At 72.6% G+C, this 17,818-nt stretch carries 20 protein-coding genes; 12 read left to right on the plus strand and 8 right to left on the minus strand.

Annotated features, from left to right (window positions below):
- Positions 1-8: 8 nt before the first annotated feature.
- Entirely contained in the window at positions 9-896 is an 888-nt protein-coding gene (locus AB0G10_RS20570; RefSeq protein ID WP_360923725.1) for a hypothetical protein, read from the plus strand.
- On the opposite strand, the gene AB0G10_RS20575 is transcribed toward AB0G10_RS20570, so the two are convergent.
- Complete coding sequence (locus AB0G10_RS20575; protein ID WP_360923728.1) at positions 822-1,529, minus strand: LON peptidase substrate-binding domain-containing protein; 708 nt, start codon at positions 1,527-1,529, stop codon at positions 822-824. The two genes, AB0G10_RS20570 and AB0G10_RS20575, sit on opposite strands and share 75 nt — an antisense overlap.
- A 123-nt stretch (positions 1,530-1,652) precedes the next feature.
- Here AB0G10_RS20575 and hisD point away from each other — a divergent pair, with 123 nt between their 5' ends.
- From hisD to priA, 7 genes are read left to right on the plus strand one after another with little or no spacing between them, the layout of a single operon-like run.
- Positions 1,653-2,963 carry a histidinol dehydrogenase gene (gene hisD / locus AB0G10_RS20580; protein WP_360923731.1) on the plus strand — a complete coding sequence of 437 codons (1,311 nt, stop codon included), beginning with the start codon at positions 1,653-1,655 and terminating at the stop codon, positions 2,961-2,963.
- The gene (locus tag AB0G10_RS20585) at positions 2,960-4,036 is read left to right on the plus strand and encodes a histidinol-phosphate transaminase (protein WP_360923734.1); all 1,077 of its coding nucleotides are present in this window, start codon (positions 2,960-2,962) and stop codon (positions 4,034-4,036) included. The genes hisD and AB0G10_RS20585 overlap by 4 nt, the downstream gene beginning before the upstream one ends.
- The gene (gene hisB / locus AB0G10_RS20590) at positions 4,033-4,644 is read left to right on the plus strand and encodes an imidazoleglycerol-phosphate dehydratase HisB (RefSeq protein WP_360923736.1); all 612 of its coding nucleotides are present in this window, start codon (positions 4,033-4,035) and stop codon (positions 4,642-4,644) included. Before AB0G10_RS20585 ends, hisB begins: the two co-directional genes overlap by 4 nt.
- The gene (locus tag AB0G10_RS20595; RefSeq protein WP_360923739.1) at positions 4,641-4,802 is read left to right on the plus strand and encodes a hypothetical protein; all 162 of its coding nucleotides are present in this window, start codon (positions 4,641-4,643) and stop codon (positions 4,800-4,802) included. The genes hisB and AB0G10_RS20595 overlap by 4 nt, the downstream gene beginning before the upstream one ends.
- Positions 4,799-5,428 (plus strand): imidazole glycerol phosphate synthase subunit HisH, encoded by a 630-nt coding sequence (gene hisH / locus AB0G10_RS20600; protein WP_360923742.1) that lies wholly within the window; start codon positions 4,799-4,801, stop codon positions 5,426-5,428. Before AB0G10_RS20595 ends, hisH begins: the two co-directional genes overlap by 4 nt.
- Positions 5,425-5,745, plus strand: a complete 321-nt coding sequence (locus AB0G10_RS20605) for a hypothetical protein (RefSeq protein ID WP_360923745.1) — start codon at positions 5,425-5,427, stop codon at positions 5,743-5,745. The genes hisH and AB0G10_RS20605 overlap by 4 nt, the downstream gene beginning before the upstream one ends.
- Positions 5,746-5,753: 8 nt before the next feature.
- Complete coding sequence (priA, locus tag AB0G10_RS20610; protein WP_360923748.1) at positions 5,754-6,479, plus strand: bifunctional 1-(5-phosphoribosyl)-5-((5-phosphoribosylamino)methylideneamino)imidazole-4-carboxamide isomerase/phosphoribosylanthranilate isomerase PriA; 726 nt, start codon at positions 5,754-5,756, stop codon at positions 6,477-6,479.
- Here the strand turns inward: priA and AB0G10_RS20615 are convergent.
- Positions 6,425-7,351: a LysR substrate-binding domain-containing protein gene (locus tag AB0G10_RS20615; protein ID WP_360923751.1), complete on the minus strand. Its 927-nt coding sequence runs from the start codon at positions 7,349-7,351 to the stop codon at positions 6,425-6,427. The genes priA and AB0G10_RS20615 overlap by 55 nt on opposite strands.
- Positions 7,352-7,423: 72 nt before the next feature.
- On the opposite strand from AB0G10_RS20615, the gene AB0G10_RS20620 reads away from it, so the two are divergent.
- Both AB0G10_RS20620 and hisF read left to right on the plus strand, forming a co-directional pair.
- Entirely contained in the window at positions 7,424-8,308 is an 885-nt protein-coding gene (locus AB0G10_RS20620; protein ID WP_360923754.1) for an EamA family transporter, read from the plus strand.
- Positions 8,305-9,066, plus strand: coding sequence for an imidazole glycerol phosphate synthase subunit HisF (gene hisF / locus AB0G10_RS20625; protein ID WP_360923757.1), 762 nt, complete (start codon positions 8,305-8,307; stop codon positions 9,064-9,066). Before AB0G10_RS20620 ends, hisF begins: the two co-directional genes overlap by 4 nt.
- Positions 9,067-9,164: 98 nt before the next feature.
- Here hisF and AB0G10_RS20630 read toward each other — a convergent pair whose 3' ends face one another.
- Both AB0G10_RS20630 and AB0G10_RS20635 read right to left on the minus strand, forming a co-directional pair.
- Positions 9,165-9,593 (minus strand): hypothetical protein, encoded by a 429-nt coding sequence (locus AB0G10_RS20630; protein ID WP_360923760.1) that lies wholly within the window; start codon positions 9,591-9,593, stop codon positions 9,165-9,167.
- A 53-nt stretch (positions 9,594-9,646) separates the two neighbouring features.
- A complete protein-coding gene (locus AB0G10_RS20635; protein WP_360923763.1) occupies positions 9,647-10,267 on the minus strand; it encodes a hypothetical protein in 621 nt (206 codons plus the stop codon).
- Positions 10,268-10,325: 58 nt separating this feature from the next.
- Between AB0G10_RS20635 and AB0G10_RS20640 the strand changes: the two genes are divergently transcribed.
- The gene (locus AB0G10_RS20640) at positions 10,326-11,780 is read left to right on the plus strand and encodes a PLP-dependent aminotransferase family protein (RefSeq protein WP_360923766.1); all 1,455 of its coding nucleotides are present in this window, start codon (positions 10,326-10,328) and stop codon (positions 11,778-11,780) included.
- Here AB0G10_RS20640 and AB0G10_RS20645 read toward each other — a convergent pair whose 3' ends face one another.
- Positions 11,781-12,122: a VOC family protein gene (locus AB0G10_RS20645; protein WP_360923768.1), complete on the minus strand. Its 342-nt coding sequence runs from the start codon at positions 12,120-12,122 to the stop codon at positions 11,781-11,783.
- Between the two features lie 19 nt (positions 12,123-12,141).
- Positions 12,142-13,965 (minus strand): long-chain fatty acid--CoA ligase, encoded by a 1,824-nt coding sequence (locus AB0G10_RS20650; protein ID WP_360923771.1) that lies wholly within the window; start codon positions 13,963-13,965, stop codon positions 12,142-12,144.
- Between the two features lie 154 nt (positions 13,966-14,119).
- Here AB0G10_RS20650 and AB0G10_RS20655 point away from each other — a divergent pair, with 154 nt between their 5' ends.
- Positions 14,120-15,562, plus strand: coding sequence for a PLP-dependent aminotransferase family protein (locus AB0G10_RS20655; RefSeq protein WP_360923774.1), 1,443 nt, complete (start codon positions 14,120-14,122; stop codon positions 15,560-15,562).
- A 98-nt stretch (positions 15,563-15,660) separates the two neighbouring features.
- On the opposite strand, the gene AB0G10_RS20660 is transcribed toward AB0G10_RS20655, so the two are convergent.
- Complete coding sequence (locus tag AB0G10_RS20660) at positions 15,661-17,010, minus strand: amino acid permease (protein WP_360923777.1); 1,350 nt, start codon at positions 17,008-17,010, stop codon at positions 15,661-15,663.
- Positions 17,011-17,078: 68 nt separating this feature from the next.
- Positions 17,079-17,705, minus strand: a complete 627-nt coding sequence (locus tag AB0G10_RS20665; protein WP_360923780.1) for a TIGR03085 family metal-binding protein — start codon at positions 17,703-17,705, stop codon at positions 17,079-17,081.
- Positions 17,706-17,818: the final 113 nt, after the last annotated feature.

The following is a 17,818-nucleotide window of genomic DNA, read 5'->3' on the forward strand; positions in this document are numbered from 1 at the left end:
ATCGTAGGGTGCAACCGAGTGACCTCGAACCGCCGCCCTACGATCCCGCTCCGCCGCCGTCCTGGCGATCGGAGCAGTGGTGGCGGTTCCAGCGCGGCGCCCGCCGCCCGGTGCGGCGGACCGTGACCGTCACGCTCGTCACGTTCGCCGTGGTGGCGGCGCTGGGCGCGCCGCTCGGCCTGCTCTGGCGGTGGCTCGCCCCGGGCGTCCCGGTGGTCGACGCCGGCGACAACGGCATCGTCGTGAACGACCCGTCGCCCGAGCAGTACATCGCCGCCGACGGCTGGTTCACGCTCCTCGGCCTCGCGTTCGGGGTGCTCGTCGCGATCGCCGCCTGGCTGGTGCTGCGCCGCGACCGGGGACCGTTCCTGCTGATCGGCGTCGTGGGCGGGACGTTCGTGGCCGGGCACTGGGTGGCCCCGCTGATCGGCGAGATGATCGGCCGGGACGCCTACGAGCAGTGGCGCACCTCGGCCGCGCAGGGCGCGAGCTATCTCGCGCCGCCCGAGGTGCACGCGCTCGGCCCGACGCTGGTCCCGGCGTTCGCCGCCGCGATCGTGCTGACGCTGCTGGCCGGCTGGTCGAACGACCCCGACCTGGATCAGCCGGGCGCGGCGCCGGGGTACGGCCCGAACCACCCGCCCTACGACGCCTACGACGTGCCGATCGGGCCCACCGGGCCGCACGGCGTCGCCGAGCCGTATGGCGCCGCCGGGCCGCAGGGCTTGGGCGGGCCGCATGGCGCCGGGCCGCAGGGGCCGCATGGCGTGGCCGGGCCCTACGGCGCCGCCGGGCCGCACGGTCCGACCGGGCCGGAGAGGTCAGTTGGGGCTGGCGGGACGGGCGAGGTCGGACAGCGGGACGGGGACGGCGCGGACCCGCGCCAGCAGGCCTGACTCGCGGTTGAGCAGCCGCAGCTCGGTGCGCAGCCGGGTGGCCGTGTCGGGCGTGGCGAGGAGCAGCTGACGCTCCTCCACGGTGAGCTGCGCTGTCGCGGCGACCAGGTGGGAGAGCACCGTCGGGTCGTCCGGCACCTGGTCGAGCACCTCGCTGTTCGGCCGCAGCAGTTCGAGGTACGCCCGGAACGCCGTGAGCACCCTCGGGGCCAGCAGATGCGCGACCTGGTCGGCCTCGTCCTCGCCGGCGAGCCAGCGGACCCGTGCCGTGAGGTACGGCTCCGGACCCTGTTCGAGGCTCAGCACCGTGAACCGGCGCCGCCCCACGGTCATGATGTCGAACCGGCCGTCCGGCAGCTCGGTGACGTGCCGCAGCTCGGCGGTGCAGCCCACCTCGTACAGATCCTCGGCCCGCACCGGAGGCGCCGACGGCTCCTCGCCGTCGACCGGATCGGGCGCGACCTCGCTGCCGTGCCGCAGCGTCACCACGCCGAACTCGTGCGGCTCGTCGGCGGGCTGCGCCACCAGCTCCCGCACCAGGGTGCGGTATCGCTCCTCGAAGATGTGCAGGGGCAGCACCAGGCCGGGAAAGAGCACCGTGCTCAACGGGAAGACCGGCAGCCGATCGCTCACGCTGTCAGCCTAGTCGAGCACTGACCTTGGTCAACCCGCCGCATCGGCCCGCACCATGTCTCAACGCCTGGGCCGGGGGCGTCGGCTTCGCAGCCCTCGCTGGTCGCGGCCTAGACTGGTGCCGTGCTGAATCGGATCGACCTGCGCGGCTCCACTCGTGACCCGCGCGGACTGCTGCCCCGTGCCCAGCTCGACGTCTCCGTGGCCGTCGAGCGGATCCGCCCGGTCGTCGAGGCGGTTCATGAGCATGGATTCAGCGCGATCCGGGAGGCGACCGAGAGATTCGACGGCGTGAAGCTGGAGCGCCTGCGCGTCCCGGCCGAGGCGATCACGGCGGCCGAGGCGACCCTCGACCCCGAGGTGCGCGCCGCGCTGCTCGAAGCGATCAAGCGGGCCCGCAAGGTCCACCGTGATCAGCGTCGCACCGACACCACCACGCAGGTCGTGCCGGGCGGCACGGTCACCGAGCGCTGGGTGCCGGTCCGCCGGGTCGGCCTCTACGTGCCGGGCGGCCTCGCGGTCTACCCGTCCACCGTGGTCATGAACGTGGTGCCGGCCCAGGAGGCGGGCGTCGAGGGCCTCGTGGTGGCCAGCCCGCCGCAGCCGGAGAACGGCGGCCTGCCGGACGCCCGGGTGCTCGCCGCGTGCGCGCTGCTCGGGGTGACCGAGGTCTACGCGGTCGGCGGCGCCCAGGCGATCGCGATGCTGGGCTACGGCGCCGACGGCGTCGACGCGGGCGACCGGTGCGAGCCGGTCGACGTGATCACCGGGCCGGGCAACATCTGGGTGACCGCCGCGAAGCGGCTGCTCCGCGGCGTGGTCGGGATCGACGCCGAGGCCGGTCCCACCGAGATCGCGATCCTCGCCGACGAGACCGCCGACCCGCGACACGTCGCCGCCGACCTGATCAGCCAGGCCGAGCACGACCCGCTCGCCGCGAGCGTGCTGGTCACCGACTCGCCGGCGCTGGCCGACGCGGTCGAGGCGGAGCTCGCCGTCCAGGTGGCCGCCACGAAGCACGACGAGCGGGTGCGCACCGCACTCACCGGCGAGCAGTCCGGTGTGGTGCTCGTCGACGACCTGGAGCAGGGCCTGCGGGTGGTCGACGAATACGCCGCCGAGCACCTGGAGATCCAGACCCGGGACGCGCGGGAGTGGGCCCTGCGGGTCCGCAACGCCGGCGCGATCTTCGTGGGCGCCTGGTCGCCGGTGTCGCTGGGCGACTACGCGGCCGGCTCCAACCACGTGCTGCCGACCGGTGGCTGCGCGCGGCACTCGTCCGGCCTGTCGGTGCAGTCGTTCCTGCGCGGCATCCACGTCGTGGAATACGACGAGGCGGCCCTCAAGGACGTCGCCGGCCATGTGGTGGCGCTGTCCACGGCCGAAGACCTCCCCGCCCACGGTGACGCAGTGAAGGCCCGGTTTTCCAAGTGACGACCATTGACGACCTGCCGATCCGGGACGACCTGCGTGGCAAGACGCCGTACGGCGCGCCGCAGCTCGACGTCCCGGTCCGGCTGAACACGAACGAGAACTCGTACGCGGTCCCGGAGGACGTGGTCGAGGCGATCGGCAAGGCCGTGCAGGCCGAGCTGCGCGACCTCAACCGCTACCCGGACCGCGACGCGATCGCGCTCCGCAACGAGCTGGCCGGATACCTCGGCCACGACCTGACCACGGCGAACGTCTGGGCCGCGAACGGCTCGAACGAGGTGCAGCAGCAGCTGCTCCAGGCGTTCGGCGGGCCGGGCCGGTCGGCGCTGGGCTTCGGCCCGTCGTACTCGATGCACCCGCTCCTGGCCCAGGGCACCGGCACCCGATGGATCGGCGCGCTGCGCGACCCGGACTTCGGGCTGAGCGCCGAGGCGGCGGTCGCCGAGATCGAGAAGCACGACCCCGACCTGGTCTTCGTCTGCTCGCCGAACAACCCGACCGGCACCGCGCTGGACCCGTCCGTGGTGGACGCGATCCTGGCGACCGCCCGCGGCATGGTGATCGTCGACGAGGCGTACACCGAATTCGCCCGCCCCGGCACGCTCAGCGCGCTGACCCTGCTGCCCGGCCACCCGCGCCTGGTGGTGAGCCGCACCATGAGCAAGGCGTTCGGCTTCGCCGGCGGCCGGCTGGGCTACCTCGCCGCCGACCCGGCCGTGGTCGACGCCGTCCAGCTGGTCCGGCTGCCCTACCACCTGTCCGCGATCAGCCAGGCCGCGGCGCGGGCCGCGGTCGTGCACCGGGCCTCGCTGCTCGCCACCGTCGAGGCGATCAAGGAGCAGCGCGACCGGATCGTCACCACCCTGCGCGGCCGGGGCGTGCGGGTCGCCGACAGCGACGCCAACTTCGTGCTGTTCGCGGCCGGTGACGATCAGAAGGCCGCCTGGCAGGCCTTCCTCGACCGCGGGGTGCTGATCCGCGACGTCGGCCTGGCCGGCTGGCTGCGGGTGACCGCCGGCACCGAATCCGAGACCACCGCCTTCCTGAACGCCGCCGAGGAGATTCTTTCGTGAGCAGGACCGGCCGCATCGACCGCGTCACCAACGAGACCAAGGTGCTCGTCGAGATCGACCTCGACGGCACCGGCAAGGGCGACCTGAGCACCGGCGTGGGCTTCTACGACCACATGCTCAACCAGCTCGCCAAGCACGGCGGGTTCGACCTGCTGGTGCGGACCGAGGGCGACCTGGAGATCGACTCGCACCACACCATGGAGGACACCGCGATCGCGCTGGGCGAGGCCTTCGCGCAGGCGCTCGGCGACAAGCGGGGCATCCGGCGGTACGGGTCGGCGACCATCCCGATGGACGAGGTGCTGGTCCGGGCCGCCGTCGACCTCTCCGGCCGGCCGTACGTGGTGCACGACGAGCCGCTGCTCACGCCGTACATCGGGCCGGTCTACGCGACGAGCATGACCCGGCACATCTTCGAGGCGTTCGGGCACGCCGCCAAGGTGACCCTGCACGTCGACGTGCTGCGCGCCTGCCGCCCGGGCGGCCACCCGGACGCGCACCACGTGGTGGAGGCCCAGTTCAAGGCGTTCTCCCGGGCGCTGCGCGAGGCCGTCGAGATCGACCCGCGGAACGCCGGCTCGCTGCCGTCCACGAAGGGGGTCCTGTGATCTCCCTGATCCTGTTCGCGCTCGCCGGCATCCTGGTCGGCGGGGTCATCCAGCTGGTCAAGGCGGGCGCCACGAAGTTCAGCATCGGGATCACCGGCGTGCTGGCGGCCATCGCCACGGCCGGCGGGCTGGCCTGGTGGCCGATGGGGGACTCATGACCGCGAAGAACGTCGTCATCCTCGACTACGGCTCCGGGAACCTGCGCTCGGCCGAGCGGGCGGTCGCCCGCACCGGCGCCGACGTCACGGTGACCAGCGACCTCGCTGCCGCGGCCGGGGCGGACGGCCTCGTCGTGCCCGGCGTCGGGGCGTACGCGGCCTGCATGGCCGGCATCGAGGCGCTCGGCGCCGGACCGGTGATCGCCGAACGGGTGGCGGCCGGCCGGCCGGTGCTCGGCATCTGCGTGGGCATGCAGGTCATGTTCGACTCCGGGGTGGAGCACGGCGTGGAGACCAAGGGGCTGGGCCTGCTGCCCGGCTCGGTCACCAAGCTCACCGCCGAGCGCATCCCGCACATGGGCTGGAACACCGTGACCGTGCCCTCCGGCTCCCGGCTGCTCGACGGGCTCGACGCCGACGACCGGTTCTACTTCGTCCACTCGTACGCGGCTCAAGATCTTGAATTGCTCGCCGGAGCCGGCGCCGATGTGACCACCGCGAGCCACGACCTGCCCTTCGCGGCCGTGGTGGAAGCCGGCGCGCTCAGCGCGGCGCAATTCCACCCGGAGAAGTCGGCGGACGCCGGATATCTGCTGCTCCGCAACTGGGTCGCAGGGCTGGGGTGAGCAAGGAACGCGCGCGGCGGCGGGCCGAGAGGCTCGCCGTCCTGGAGAAGGAGAAGGCGGCCCGGGCCCGCCGGGTCGCCCGGCGCGACGGGCTCCGCTCCTTCCGGCGCAGGATCACCCCGCGCTTCGGCCGCAACGGACGGCTCTACCACCGCAGCCGCCGGCAGCGGGCCGGCATCGTCGTCGTGACGCTGCTGGCGATCGCCGCCGTCTGGACGTTCATCCCGGAGCTCGCGCTCCGGGTCATCCTCACCGCCCTCATCGTTCTCGCTGTGCCGGCCCTCGTCGTCGTGGTGCTCGGCCGCCGTTCCTCGTAGGAGAAGAAGTGACACTCCAACTGCTGCCCGCCGTCGACGTCGCCGACGGCCAGGCCGTCCGCCTGGTGCAGGGCGCCGCCGGCTCGGAGACCGCCTACGGCGACCCGCTCGAGGCCGCCCTGGCCTGGCAGAACGACGGCGCCGAGTGGATCCACCTGGTCGACCTGGACGCCGCCTTCGGCCGGGGCTCGAACGCCGAGCTGCTCGCCGACGTGGTCCGCCGGCTGGACGTGAAGGTGGAGCTCTCCGGCGGCATCCGCGACGACGAGTCGCTGACCCGCGCCCTCGCGACCGGCGCCACCCGCGTCAACATCGGCACCGCCGCGCTCGAGGACCCGGAGTGGTGCGACCGGATCTGCGGCGAGTACGGCGACCGCGTCGCGATCGGCCTGGACGTCCGCGGCCGCACCCTCGCGGCCCGCGGCTGGACCCGCGACGGCGGCGACCTGTACGAGGTGCTGGCCCGGCTCGACAAGGCGGGCGCGTCCCGCTACGTCGTCACCGACATCACCAAGGACGGCACCCTCAAGGGCCCGAACCTGGACCTGCTCCGCGAGGTCTGCGCGGCCACCGACAAGCCGGTGATCGCCAGCGGCGGCGTCTCCAGCCTGGAGGACCTGCGGGCCCTCGCCACCCTCGAGCCGGTCGGCGTGGAGGGCGTGATCGCGGGCAAGGCGCTCTACGCCGGCGCGTTCACGGTCCGCGAGGCGCTGACGGCGCTGGCCTCCGCCTGACTCCAGGCTTCACGCAGCACCTCCTCGGCGGCCCTGATCGCGGGCCGGGCCGCCGAGGAGTCCCGCCAGGCGATCACGACGCGCCGGGTGGGCAGCGGGGTGACAGCGACGACCCGGACCCCTTCGGGCAGCGCCGGGCGGGCGAGCCGGGGGATGAGCCCGACGCCGAGGCCGGCCGCGATCAGGGTGAGCTGGGTCTCGAACTCGCCGACCTGGAAGTCCGGGACGAGGCCGGGCAGTCTCCGGACGAGGTATTCGTAGCAGACGTCGCCGGCCCGGACGCCGATCCAGCGTTCATGCCGGACGTCCTCCAGTGCGACATTTTCGGAAATGTCGCTCTTAAGCGGCACGATCAGATCCGCATGATCCTCACCCAGCTGAGTTTTTCTGACCGAGTCGGGGTAGCGCAGGCCCACCTCCGGCCAGTCGTCGAGGACCGCAAGATCCACGTGCCCCCGCCGCAGCAGCTCCAGCCCCTCGTGCGGATTCACCTCGATCAGCCCGGTGGTGAGCTGCGGGTATCGCTCGGCGAGGCGGCTCAGCGCATGGGGCATCAAGGCCCGGCACGCCGTCGCGAACGCGGCCACGGTGAGCCTGCCGGTGACCGTGTCGCGGTGCGCCGCGAGCGCCGACTCGGCCTCGTGCACGCTGGTCAGCACCCGCTCGGCGTGATCGGCCAGGACGCGGCCGGCCTCGGTGAGGCGCAGCCGGCGGCCGTCCTTCTCGACCAGGGTGGCGCCGGTCTCCCGCTCCAGCTTCGCGATCTGCTGGGAGATCGCGGAGGGCGTGCAGTGCAGCGCCTCGCCGGCCGCCAGAACCGTGCCGTAGCTGGCCACCGCGTGCAGGGCGCGCAGCCGTCCCAGGTCAATCATGTAGCGATGCTACATCGTACCTGTAGCTTATTTTGCTGGTGCTTAACGGTTCCGGCCGTGAGGCTGACAGGCATGAAAGCGCGCCACCTCGCCCTGGCCGTCGCCGTCGCCGCGATCTGGGGCTTCAACTTCGTCGCCATCGACGCCGGGCTGGACCACTTCCCGCCGCTGCTCTTCTCCGCCCTCCGATTCGGGCTCGCGGCGTTCCCGGCGATCCTCTTCGTGGGCCGCCCGCAGGTGCCGTGGCGCTGGGTCGCCGCCGTCGCGCTGGTGCTCGGCGTCACGAAGTTCTCGCTGCTCTTCGCCGGCATGGCCGCCGGGATGCCGGCCGGCCTCAGCTCGCTCGTGCTGCAGAGCCAAGCGATCTTCACGATGCTCTTCGCGGTGCTGTTCCTGCGCGAACGCCCGCGCCGGGTGCAGATCGCCGGCCTCGCCGTCGCGGTCGCCGGCGTCCTCCTGGTCGCCACCCGGATGGGCGCCAACCCGGCCGCCTTCCTGCTGGTCATCGGTGCGGCGGTGGCCTGGGGACTGTCGAACGTGGCCACCCGCAAGGCCTCACCGCCGGACAGCCTGCGCTTCATGGTCTGGGTGAGCGCCCTCGCGACCGGGCCGCTGATCGTGCTCTCGCTGCTGATCGACGGGCCCTCGGCGGACCTCGCCGCGCTGCGCGCGATCGACACCGAGGCGTTGCTGTCGCTGCTCTACATCGCGCTGATCTCCACTCTCGCCGGCTTCGCCGGCTGGGGATTCCTGCTGCGCACGTACGGGGCGGCGACCGTCGCGCCCTTCTCGATGCTCGTCCCCTTCTTCGGCATGGCCTCGGCCGCGCTGCTGCTCGGCGAACGGATCTTCCTGGTCGACGTCGCGGGCGGTGTCCTGGTCGTCGGAGGAGTGCTTCTGGGACTGGTCAGGGCCCGGCCCGCGGTCCGATCCGAGCTGGTTAGGGTGGGGGCATGACGGTCGCGGTTCGTGTGATTCCCTGCCTGGACGTGGACGCCGGACGGGTGGTGAAGGGCGTCAACTTCGTCGACCTGCGCGACGCGGGCGACCCGGTCGAGCTGGCGGCGGCGTACGACGCGGCCGGCGCCGACGAGCTGACCTTCCTCGACGTGACCGCCTCCTCCGACGACCGCGGCACCATGCTCGACGTGGTCCGCCGCACCGCCGAGTCGGTCTTCATCCCGCTCACCGTCGGCGGCGGGGTCCGCTCGGTGGAGAACGTGGACGTGCTGCTGCGCGCCGGCGCCGACAAGGTGGGCGTCAACACCGCGGCGATCGCCCGCCCCGAGCTGATCCAGGAGATCGCTGAGCGGTTCGGCAACCAGGTCCTGGTGCTCTCGCTGGACGTGCGCCGGTCCGCCGACCAGCCGAGCGGCTGGGAGGTCACGACGCACGGCGGACGCCGCAGCGCCGGCCTCGACGCGGTCGAGTGGGCGGCCCGGGTCGCGTCGCTCGGCGCCGGGGAGATCCTGCTGAACTCGATGGACGCCGACGGCACGAAGGCCGGCTTCGACCTCGAGCTGATCCGCGCGGTCCGGGCCGTCGTGGACATCCCGGTGATCGCGAGCGGCGGCGCCGGCGCGGTCGAGCACTTCCCGCCGGCCGTCGACGCGGGCGCCGACGCGGTGCTGGCCGCCAGCGTCTTCCACTTCGGCGACCTGACGATCGGCGAGGTCAAGGACTCCCTGCGCGAGGCCGGCAACCCGGTGCGCTGAGCGTCCCCCTCTTCCCCGATCTTGTTGATCGGGGGCGACCCGTTCCCGTACAGATCAACAAGATCGCGGGGAGGGAGGGGGGAGGGGGCGGGGCGGGCTCAGCGGCCGTCGGCGAGGCGTAGGCGGTATTCGCGGAGGGCGGCCTGGTAGGTCTGCTCGTCGAGGACCCAGTTGGCGTCGCCGGGCACCGGTCCTCGGTTGAGCTGGGCCTGCAACGTCATCACGGCCGAGGAGAGGCCGCTGAACGGCCGGGTCCGCCACAGCTGTTCGCCGGCCGGCGCCACCTCGATGAGGTCGTCGTCCACGGTGATCAGCCCGGCGCCGGAGAGGCGGCGCACCGATTCCTCGACGTCGTCCCGGCTCGGGACGCTGTGGTGCAGGAAGTCGGCGGCGGCCAGCAGGTCGGCCAGGGTCGCGCCGGTGACCGGCAGGGCAGCGTGCAGTGCCCTGTCACGCTCCAGGCGCTCGGCGATGACCGCGGAGACGAAGATCCAAGCGTCGTTCCAATTCCAGCCGCCGTCCCCCATGCCGCAATGATGCCGTGTGGTTGCGTCACCGGGAAGCGAATGTGTCCGGATGATCACCGGACCGTTGTCGGCTCCCGATCCCGGGGCGCGCGTGCCGGGACGGTGAGCTTCGGCAGGAACAGGTGGACCAGGGGGCCGATCGCCAGGGCGTACGCGATGGTCCCGATCCCGACCGTGCCGCCCAGCAGGAAGCCGGCCGCCAGCACGGTGAGCTCGATGCCGGTGCGGATCACCCGCAGCGGGATCCGCGGGAACCGGCCGGCCAGCCCGGTCATCAGGCCGTCGCGCGGGCCGGGTCCCATCCGGGAGCCGATGTAGAGGCCGGTGGCGAAGCCGTTGAGCAGGATGCCGCCGACCAGGTAGCCGACGCGGGCCGGGATCGGGCCGCCGGCCGGGAGCACGGCGAGGGCCGCGTCGGCCGCGAAGCCGACCACCACGAGGTTCGCCACCGTGCCGAATCCGGGGCGCTGCCGCAGCGGGATCCAGAGCAGCAGCACCGGTATGCCGGTGAGCAGCACGACCCAGCCGAAGCTGACGCCGGTCACCTCGGCGAGTCCCTGGTGGAACACGTCCCACGGGTTGAGGCCCAGATCGGATTCGATCATGAGGGCCATCGAGACGCCGTAGAGGATCAGGCCGACGAACAGTTGTGGCACGCGCCGAAAGAGGTCCATGCTGCCACTCTTGATGCCAATTGGCGGATGTTAAAGTGCCAATCGAGTGGAGGTGGCTATGACAACGTCGGTGCGAGGCGATCAATTGGCCCGCTTGCTGGGTCGGTGGCACTCACTGCCGGGCCGGCGTCGCAGCCCGGACTACGCCGCGCTGGCCGGCTCGGTCCGCGGCCTGCTCGCCGACGGCCGGCTGGCGCTCGGCGTGCGCCTGCCCGCCGAGCGGGAACTGGCCGAGGCGCTCGCGGTCAGCCGGACCACCGTGTCGGCGGCGTACCGGTCGCTGCGCGAGACCGGCCACCTCACCAGCCGCCGCGGGGCCGGCAGCTGGACGACGCTGCCGAACGGGCACCGCGTCGCCACCTCCGGTCTGTGGACCCCGGACGACGACCTCGACATGATCGACCTGGGCTGCGCCGCGTCCGCCGCTCCGGTCGAGCTGGTGCCGGCCGCCCGCGCCGCCGCCGACGACCTGCCACGCTATCTGGGCAGCGCCGGGTACCACCCGACCGGCCTGCCCGAGCTCCGGGCCGCGGTCGCGGAGTCGTACACGGCCCGGGGTGTCCCGACGAGCCCCGAGCAGATCATGATCACCAGCGGCACCCAGCAGGCCCTCGACCTGGTGCTGCGCCTCTCCGTGCCGGTCGGCTCACCGGTGCTCGTCGAGACGCCCACCTATCCGAACGCGCTCGCCGCCCTGGCCGCCCGCCGGGCCCGGATCAGCACCCACGGGCTCGACATCGAGACCGGCTGGGACTCCGAGATGCTCCTCGGCGCGCTGCGCCAGACCAGGCCGCGCCTCGCGTACGTGATCCCGGAGTTCCACAATCCGACCGGCCACCTCATGCCGGCCGAGCTGCGTGAACGTCTCGTGGCCGGGGCGCACGCGGCCGGGGCCGAGCTGGTCGTCGACGAGTCCTTCGTCGACCTGCCGCTCGAGGGCCAGGAGATGCCGCCGCCGGTGGCCCTGTTCGACAGGCATTCGCGGGTCACCTCGATCGGCGGGATGAGCAAGGCGTACTGGGGTGGCCTGCGGATCGGCTGGGTGCGCGCGTCGGCGCCGCTCGTGCAGCGCCTCGCCGCGATCCGGGTCGGCGTCGACATGGGCAGCCCGGTCCTGGAGCAACTGGTCGCCGTGCACCTGCTGCGCCTCGCCCCGGAGATCGTCGCGGCGCGGCGGGCCCAGCTGCGGTTCCGCCGGGACGCCCTGGTGGCGGCGATCCGGGAGATGCTGCCCGAGTGGCGGTTCATCGTCCCGGCCGGCGGGGTGACGCTCTGGGCCGAGCTCGACGGGCCGATTTCGAGCGCCCTTTCCCGGGCAGCGGAAGACCTCGGGGTACGGCTTGCGCCCGGTCCCCGGTTCGGCCTGGACGGCACGCTGGAACGGTTCCTGCGGCTGCCGTTCACCCTCGCCGCCGACGACCTCGTCGAGTCGGTGCGCCGCATCTCGGCGGTCCGCCACGACCTCGACCACGCCCCGCGGCCGACCTGGCGGACGCCCGCCGTGATCACCTGATCAGGCGGTCGCGGGCTGGTGGAGGCCGATCAGGTGACCTTCGGTATCCCGTACCGTTGCCATGAACGCGCCTTGACCCACCTCGTGGGGTGAGCGTTCCTCGGAGGCCCCCGCCACCACCAAGGCCGCGACAGCGGCCGCGATGTCGTCGGTGCGCCAATAGACGATCGGGCCGGCCGCCACGTCACCGTGCGGATCGAGAGCGACCTCCGGCGCGCCCGGCGGGCGGAAGGCGACGTGGTAACCGTGCTCGGCGGAGGGCTCCACGCCGAGCAGGGCGCGGTAGAGGGCCTTCGCCTTCTCCAGGTCGGCGACCGGGACCGTGATCGTGGAAATCGTCACGGTCCCAGCAAACCACCGGTCAGAGCTGCGCGAGGGATCCCGCGTACATCTTGTCGATCTGCTCGGCGAAGTTCGTCTCGACGCTGCGCCGCTTGATCTTCATGGACGGGGTGACCTCGCCCGCCTCGATGCTGAGGTCGCGCGGGAGGATCGCGAACTTCTTGATCGTCTCCCAGCGGTTCAGCTTGGCGTTGAGCTCGGCGATGAAGCCCTCGACCAGCTTCTCCGTCTCCGGCGCCGCCACGATCTCGTCGTAGCTCTTGCCGGCCAGCGGGGTGCCCTCGGCCCACGTCTTGATCGCGTCCTCGTCGAGGGCGATCAGCATGGTGACGAAGTTCCGGTTCTGGCCGATCACGATCGCCTGCGAGGTGTACGGGCAGACCGCCTTGAACTGACCCTCGATCGACGACGGCGCGATGAACTTGCCGCCGGACGTCTTGACCAGGTCCTTCTTCCGGTCCGTGATCTTGAGGTAGCCGTCGGCGTCGAGCTCGCCGATGTCACCGGTACGCAGGAAGCCGTCCTCGGTGAACGCCTCGGCGGTGGCCTCCGGCAGGTTGTGGTAGCCCCGCATCACCGGCGCGCCGCGCAGCAGCACCTCGCCGTCGGTGTCGATGCGGACCTCCAGGTCGCCCACCGCCTCGCCGACCGTGCCGATCTTCAGGCGGCCGTTGCGGTTCACGAAGTTGGCCGCGCAGGCCTCGGTCATGCCGTAGCCCTCGAGGATCGGCAGGTTCGCCGCCGCGAAGAACTCCGAGATGTCCCGGCTCAGCGCCGCCGAGCCGCTGACCAGCACCTTCAGGTTGCCGCCGAGCTTCTGCTGAAGCTTCGAGAAGACCAGCTTCTCGCCGATCGCGTACTGCATCCTGAGCCCCGCCGGGACCGGCTTGCCGGCCTGCTCGAGCGCGACCTTCTTCTTGCCGGTCGCGACCGCCCAGGCGAAGATCTTCGGCTTCAGGCCGCCGCCGCTCGTGCCGCTCGTGACGGTCTTGTTGTAGACCTTCTCGAAGATGCGGGGCGGGGCGCACATCAGCGTCGGCTTGATCACCGCGAGCAGGTCGATCAGCTTGTCGACCCGGCCGTCCACGTAGGTCGGCACGCCCACGTGCAGGATGCCGCAGAGCAGCGTCTTGCCGAACGCGTGCGACATCGGCAGCCAGAGGTAGTGCAGGTCGTCCGGGGAGAACAGGCCCAGGTCCTCCTGCGCGACACCCTCCCAGGTCCAGCCCTTGTGCAGCAGCACGACGCCCTTGGGGCGGCCGGTCGTGCCCGAGGTGTAGATCAGGGTGGCGACGTTGTCCGGCCCGAGCTGGGCCACCACGTCGTCGATGAGCGACGGGTTCGCCTTGAGCGCCGAGGCGCCCAGCGCCTCCAGCTCGGCCAGGGTGATCTGCGGCGGGGTGGCGCCGGCGTCGGCCGGGCCGTCGATCACCACGACCTTGGTCACGGCGGTCTCCGCGCCGGCGATCTTCAGCGCCTGCTTGGCGTTCTCCGCGATCAGCACCTTCGACCCGGAGTCGGTGACGATGAACGCGGTGTCCTCGGGCTCGGTGGTCGGGTAGACCGTCGTGGCGGCCGCGCCGGCCACGTTGATGCCGAGGTCGGCGAGGACCCACTCGAGGCGGGTGTTGGAGAGGATCGCGACCCGGTCCTCCAGGCCGACGCCCAGCTCGCGCAGGCCGGCGCCGATGGCGCGGACCCGCTCGCCGACCTCGCGCCAGGTCAGCCACTCCGGGCCGGTGTCGGTCGCGTTGGGACGCGCGAGAGCCCGGGCATCGGGGGTTTTCGCCACGCGCTGGAAGAGCATGTCCGGAATTGACCGGTAGGGAACCTCGAGAGCCATATCGGGCGCCGCCTTCGACCTGAACGGAGAGCTAGTAACGTCGGTGTTACCGCAGGGTAATGTGTGTCCGGCACCACGGCTAGACTGCGGGATCAACCAACTTCACCGGCGGAACGCCCTCTATCCTAGTCAGCCCACATGTGAGGTCCAGCCCGTGGATCTGGTGATCGAGGTCGAGCCCGGGGGCGGCGGGACGACCGCCGCGGTCTACCGCGCCCTGCGCTCCGCCATCGCCGACGGGCGGGCGCCGGCCGGTCATCGGCTGCCGGCGACCCGGGTGCTCGCCGCCGACCTGGGCGTCTCCCGGGGCAGCGTGGCCGGGGCGTACGAACGCCTCGCGGCCGAGGGCCACCTCATCGCGAAGGTCGGGGCCGGCACGTTCGTGGCGTCCGGGCCCGCTTCGGTGCGGGCGGCCCGGCCGGTCGCCGATCCGCTGCGGCCGCGTGCCGGGTGGACGCTCACCCCGCTGCCGGCCAGCGGTTCAGTGCCGAAGCCGCGCTACGACTTCCGTACCGGGATCCCGGATCCGTCGCTGTTCCCGTTCGACACCTGGCGGCGGCTGGTCGGCGCGGAACTCCGCCTGCGGGCGAACAACCCCGGGACGTACGGGGATCCGGCCGGCCACCCGGCCCTGCGGGCGGCGATCGCGCGCTACCTCGGCTACGCCCGCTCGGTCCGTACCACCGCCGACGACGTAGTGGTCACGAACGGCACCCAGCACGCGCTCGACCTGATCGCCCGGGTGATGCTGCGCCCCGGCGACGTCGTCGCCGTCGAGGAACCCGGCTATCCGCCGGCCCGCCGCCTCTTCGCATCCCTCGGCGTCCGCGTGGCCGGCGTACCGGTCGACGAGGAGGGCCTGGTCGTCGCGGACCTCCCGGCCGCGGCGCGGCTCGTCTACGTGACGCCGTCCCACCAGTTCCCGCTCGGCCGGGTGATGAGCCTGGCCCGCCGGCACGAGCTCCTCGACTGGGCGCGCCGCCGCCGGGCCGCCATCGTGGAGGACGACTACGACAGCGAGTTCCGCTTCTCGGCCCGTCCGCTGGAGCCGCTCCGCACGCTCGACGGCAGCGGCCGCGTCCTCTACGTCGGCACCTTCTCCAAGTGCATGCTGCCGGCCCTCCGCACCGGCTTCGTGCTGGTCCCGCCAGGACTGCGGCCTGCGCTGATCGCCGCGAGACAACTGAGCGACGGGTACGGGCAGACGGCCGTCCAGGCAGCCCTGGCCCGTTTCATCGACGACGGCGAACTGGCCCGTCACGTGCGCCGAGCCCGCCGCGCCTACGCCGACCGCCATGCCCGCATCGTGGCCGGCCTCCATGAGATGCCGGGCGTGGAGGTCGTCCCGTCGGCGGCCGGCCTGCACGTGACCGCTCTCCTGCGGCCCGTTTCCTCCTCCCGCGCCGGCTCGGGTTCGCGGGCGCGGGATCCGGCGCGGATCGTCGCGGCCGCCCGGCGGGCCGGGGTGGCGCTCGACCACCTCGGCGACTATGTGCCCCCGGGCGTCGCGGTCCAGCCGGGGCTGGTGCTCGGGTTCGGCGCGGTCGACCCCGCCGTGATCGACGAGGGACTATCCCAGCTGGCCAGGACGCTTTAGCCGCATTGCTTTCGGAGAGCGGGTGGTTTCTGGAGTGGTGGGCTGCAGCCGGTTGTTGATCGGCGGTGGCTGCAGCCTGTTGTCGGTGGGGAGCGCTTTCAGGAGCGCTGGGCTGCAGCCGGCTCGGGGGTTGGCGCGGCGAGCGGCTGGGCAGCCGGCTCAGAAGGCGGCACCGGCTCAGAATGCGGCACCGGCTCGAAAGGCGGCGCCGGTTCGTGCTGTGGGCGCCGGCCGGGGGCGAAGCGGGAACGGATCGTCTGGTAGAGGACTGCTCCCGCGGCGATGGCCAGCGACAGGAGGGCGGGCTTTCCGTTGAGCCAGAGGAGGGCGACCACCGCGACGAAGGCGGTGCCCGCCACGACGCGTGGCCGGCCGGCCGGCAGGAGGCGGAGGGCGGCCGCCGTGCCGATCACGTAGACCAGGGTGAAGCAGCCGGTCACCAGGAGGGCCGCGGTGTTCAGGTCGAGGCGGAGCAGGGCCGCGACGACGCTGCCGGCCAGGATGAACGTCATCGCCCGCCGCTGGGTGCCGAAGACGCGGGCGGGCAGGGCGCCCTCGGCGGCGAGGGCGGCGCCGAGGCGGCTGGCGCCGGCGTAGTACGCGTTGACCGCGCCGAGGGTGAGGACCACGGCGACGACGGCCGTGACGATCCGGACCGGGCCGCCGAGGCCGATCGCGAGGAGGTCGGCGAGGGGTGCGCGGCTGCCGGCCAGCGCCGGGCCGAGGGCCAGCACGCTGACCGCGGCGACGGCGAGGTAGAGGACGCCGACGAGCAGCACCGCGATCATGGTGGCGCGGGGGACGTCGCGCTGCGGGTTCCGGTATTCGGCGGAGAGCGAGGACAGCGCCTCCCAGCCGGCGAAGCCCCAGACCAGGATGGCCGCGGCCGCGCCGATCCCGGTCCAGCCGTGCGGGGCGAACGGCTGCGCGTTCTCCCAGCGGGCGTGCGGGAGGGCCGCCACCACGGTGACGACGAGGAGGCCGGCCAGCGAGGCGGAGAGGACGAGCTGGACCCGGCCGGAGATCCGGAGGCCGAACCAGTTCATCGCGAAGGCGGTTCCGACGATGGCCAGGAACGTGACGAACTCGGTGGTCCAGCCGCCGCCGATCACGTCGGCCACATAGCCGCCGGTGAACGCGGCCGCGACCGGCGCGCCGAGCGGCACCGCGAAGTAGAAGCACCAGCCGACGGCCGCGGCGACCCGGGGGCCGAAGGCCAGCCGGGCATAGGTGGAGACGCCGCCGCTGTCCGGGTGCCGGGCGCCGAGCGCCGCGAACGTCCAGGCCAGGGGTGCGGAGAGGATGATCAGGGCGAGCCAGGCGAGGAGCGAGGCCGGGCCGGCCACCTCGGCGGCGAGCGCGGGCAGGGAGATCAGCCCGGTGCCGAGGACGGCGCCGACGGAGAGCGCGGCGCCCTGGGAGACGGAGAGGCCGGTGCGGTTGTTCATGGCCCGAACCTAAGCGGCGATCGGCCCAGCGATCGAGCCAATTACGCCCGGTCTGGATGGGCCAATCGCTAGACGCCGAGCTTGGCCGTCCGGAGCCGCTCGACGACGGCCGGGTCGCCCTCGACGGTCACCCGGGCGGCGCGCTGCCGGCCGAAGAAGAAGACCGCCAGCTCGCCCGCCGGACCCGCGATCCGGACCTGCTCGGGAGAGCCGAAGGACACCGGGGGCAGGCCGGTCGGGGCGACCGTGGCGGCGACCCCGAGGCGGCGCAGCGACACCCGGGCGATCAGCTTCACGTTGCGCCAGATGGTCGCCTCGAAGTCCGGCGGCAGCGCGCGGGGCTCCCAGGACGGGCCGGCGCGGCGCACGTCCTCGTGGTGGATGAAGAACTCGAGGGTGTTGGCGAGCGGGTCGACGACCGGGTTGGTCAGCGGTCCCCAGGAGGGTGGGGTGCGAAGCTCGGCCACGAGTCGTTCATAGGGGAGGGCGGCGCGGGCGAGGCGGACCTTCTCCGCGTACCCGGCCAAGGGTTTGATCATGACGCCTGCCGAGGCATCAGGCCTCCGCTCCCGGACCACCAGGTGCGCGGCCAGGTCGCGGGTGGTCCAGCCCTCGCAGAGAGTCGGCGCGTCCGGGCCCTCGGCGAGCAGCAGGTCGGCGAGGAGAGCGCGTTCCCGGCGGGCATGATTCGTCACCTGTCGATCCTAGCCGCTGTAACGCTGCACACAATGTAAACAACCTGTGTAGCGGGCAGGATGGGAAGGTAAGGCCGGGTGCCCCGGCGAACGCTTACCAGGTCGGGTAGGAA

Origin of the sequence: Actinoplanes sp. NPDC023714 (assembly GCF_040639855.1) — a bacterium.
Lineage (GTDB): Bacteria > Actinomycetota > Actinomycetes > Mycobacteriales > Micromonosporaceae > Actinoplanes.

Excerpts from the sequence above, each read along its gene's own strand:
- AB0G10_RS20640 (WP_360923766.1), top strand. The coding sequence starts at position 10,326 with ATGACAACGTCGGTGCGAGGCGATCAATTGGCCCGCTTGCTGGGTCGG.
- AB0G10_RS20620 (WP_360923754.1), top strand. The coding sequence starts at position 7,424 with ATGAAAGCGCGCCACCTCGCCCTGGCCGTCGCCGTCGCCGCGATCTGG.
- AB0G10_RS20615 (WP_360923751.1), bottom strand. The coding sequence starts at position 7,351 with ATGATTGACCTGGGACGGCTGCGCGCCCTGCACGCGGTGGCCAGCTAC.
- AB0G10_RS20660 (WP_360923777.1), bottom strand. The coding sequence starts at position 17,010 with ATGAACAACCGCACCGGCCTCTCCGTCTCCCAGGGCGCCGCGCTCTCC.
- hisF (WP_360923757.1), top strand. The coding sequence starts at position 8,305 with ATGACGGTCGCGGTTCGTGTGATTCCCTGCCTGGACGTGGACGCCGGA.
- AB0G10_RS20650 (WP_360923771.1), bottom strand. The coding sequence starts at position 13,965 with ATGGCTCTCGAGGTTCCCTACCGGTCAATTCCGGACATGCTCTTCCAG.
- hisH (WP_360923742.1), top strand. The coding sequence starts at position 4,799 with ATGACCGCGAAGAACGTCGTCATCCTCGACTACGGCTCCGGGAACCTG.
- AB0G10_RS20635 (WP_360923763.1), bottom strand. The coding sequence starts at position 10,267 with ATGGACCTCTTTCGGCGCGTGCCACAACTGTTCGTCGGCCTGATCCTC.
- AB0G10_RS20630 (WP_360923760.1), bottom strand. The coding sequence starts at position 9,593 with ATGGGGGACGGCGGCTGGAATTGGAACGACGCTTGGATCTTCGTCTCC.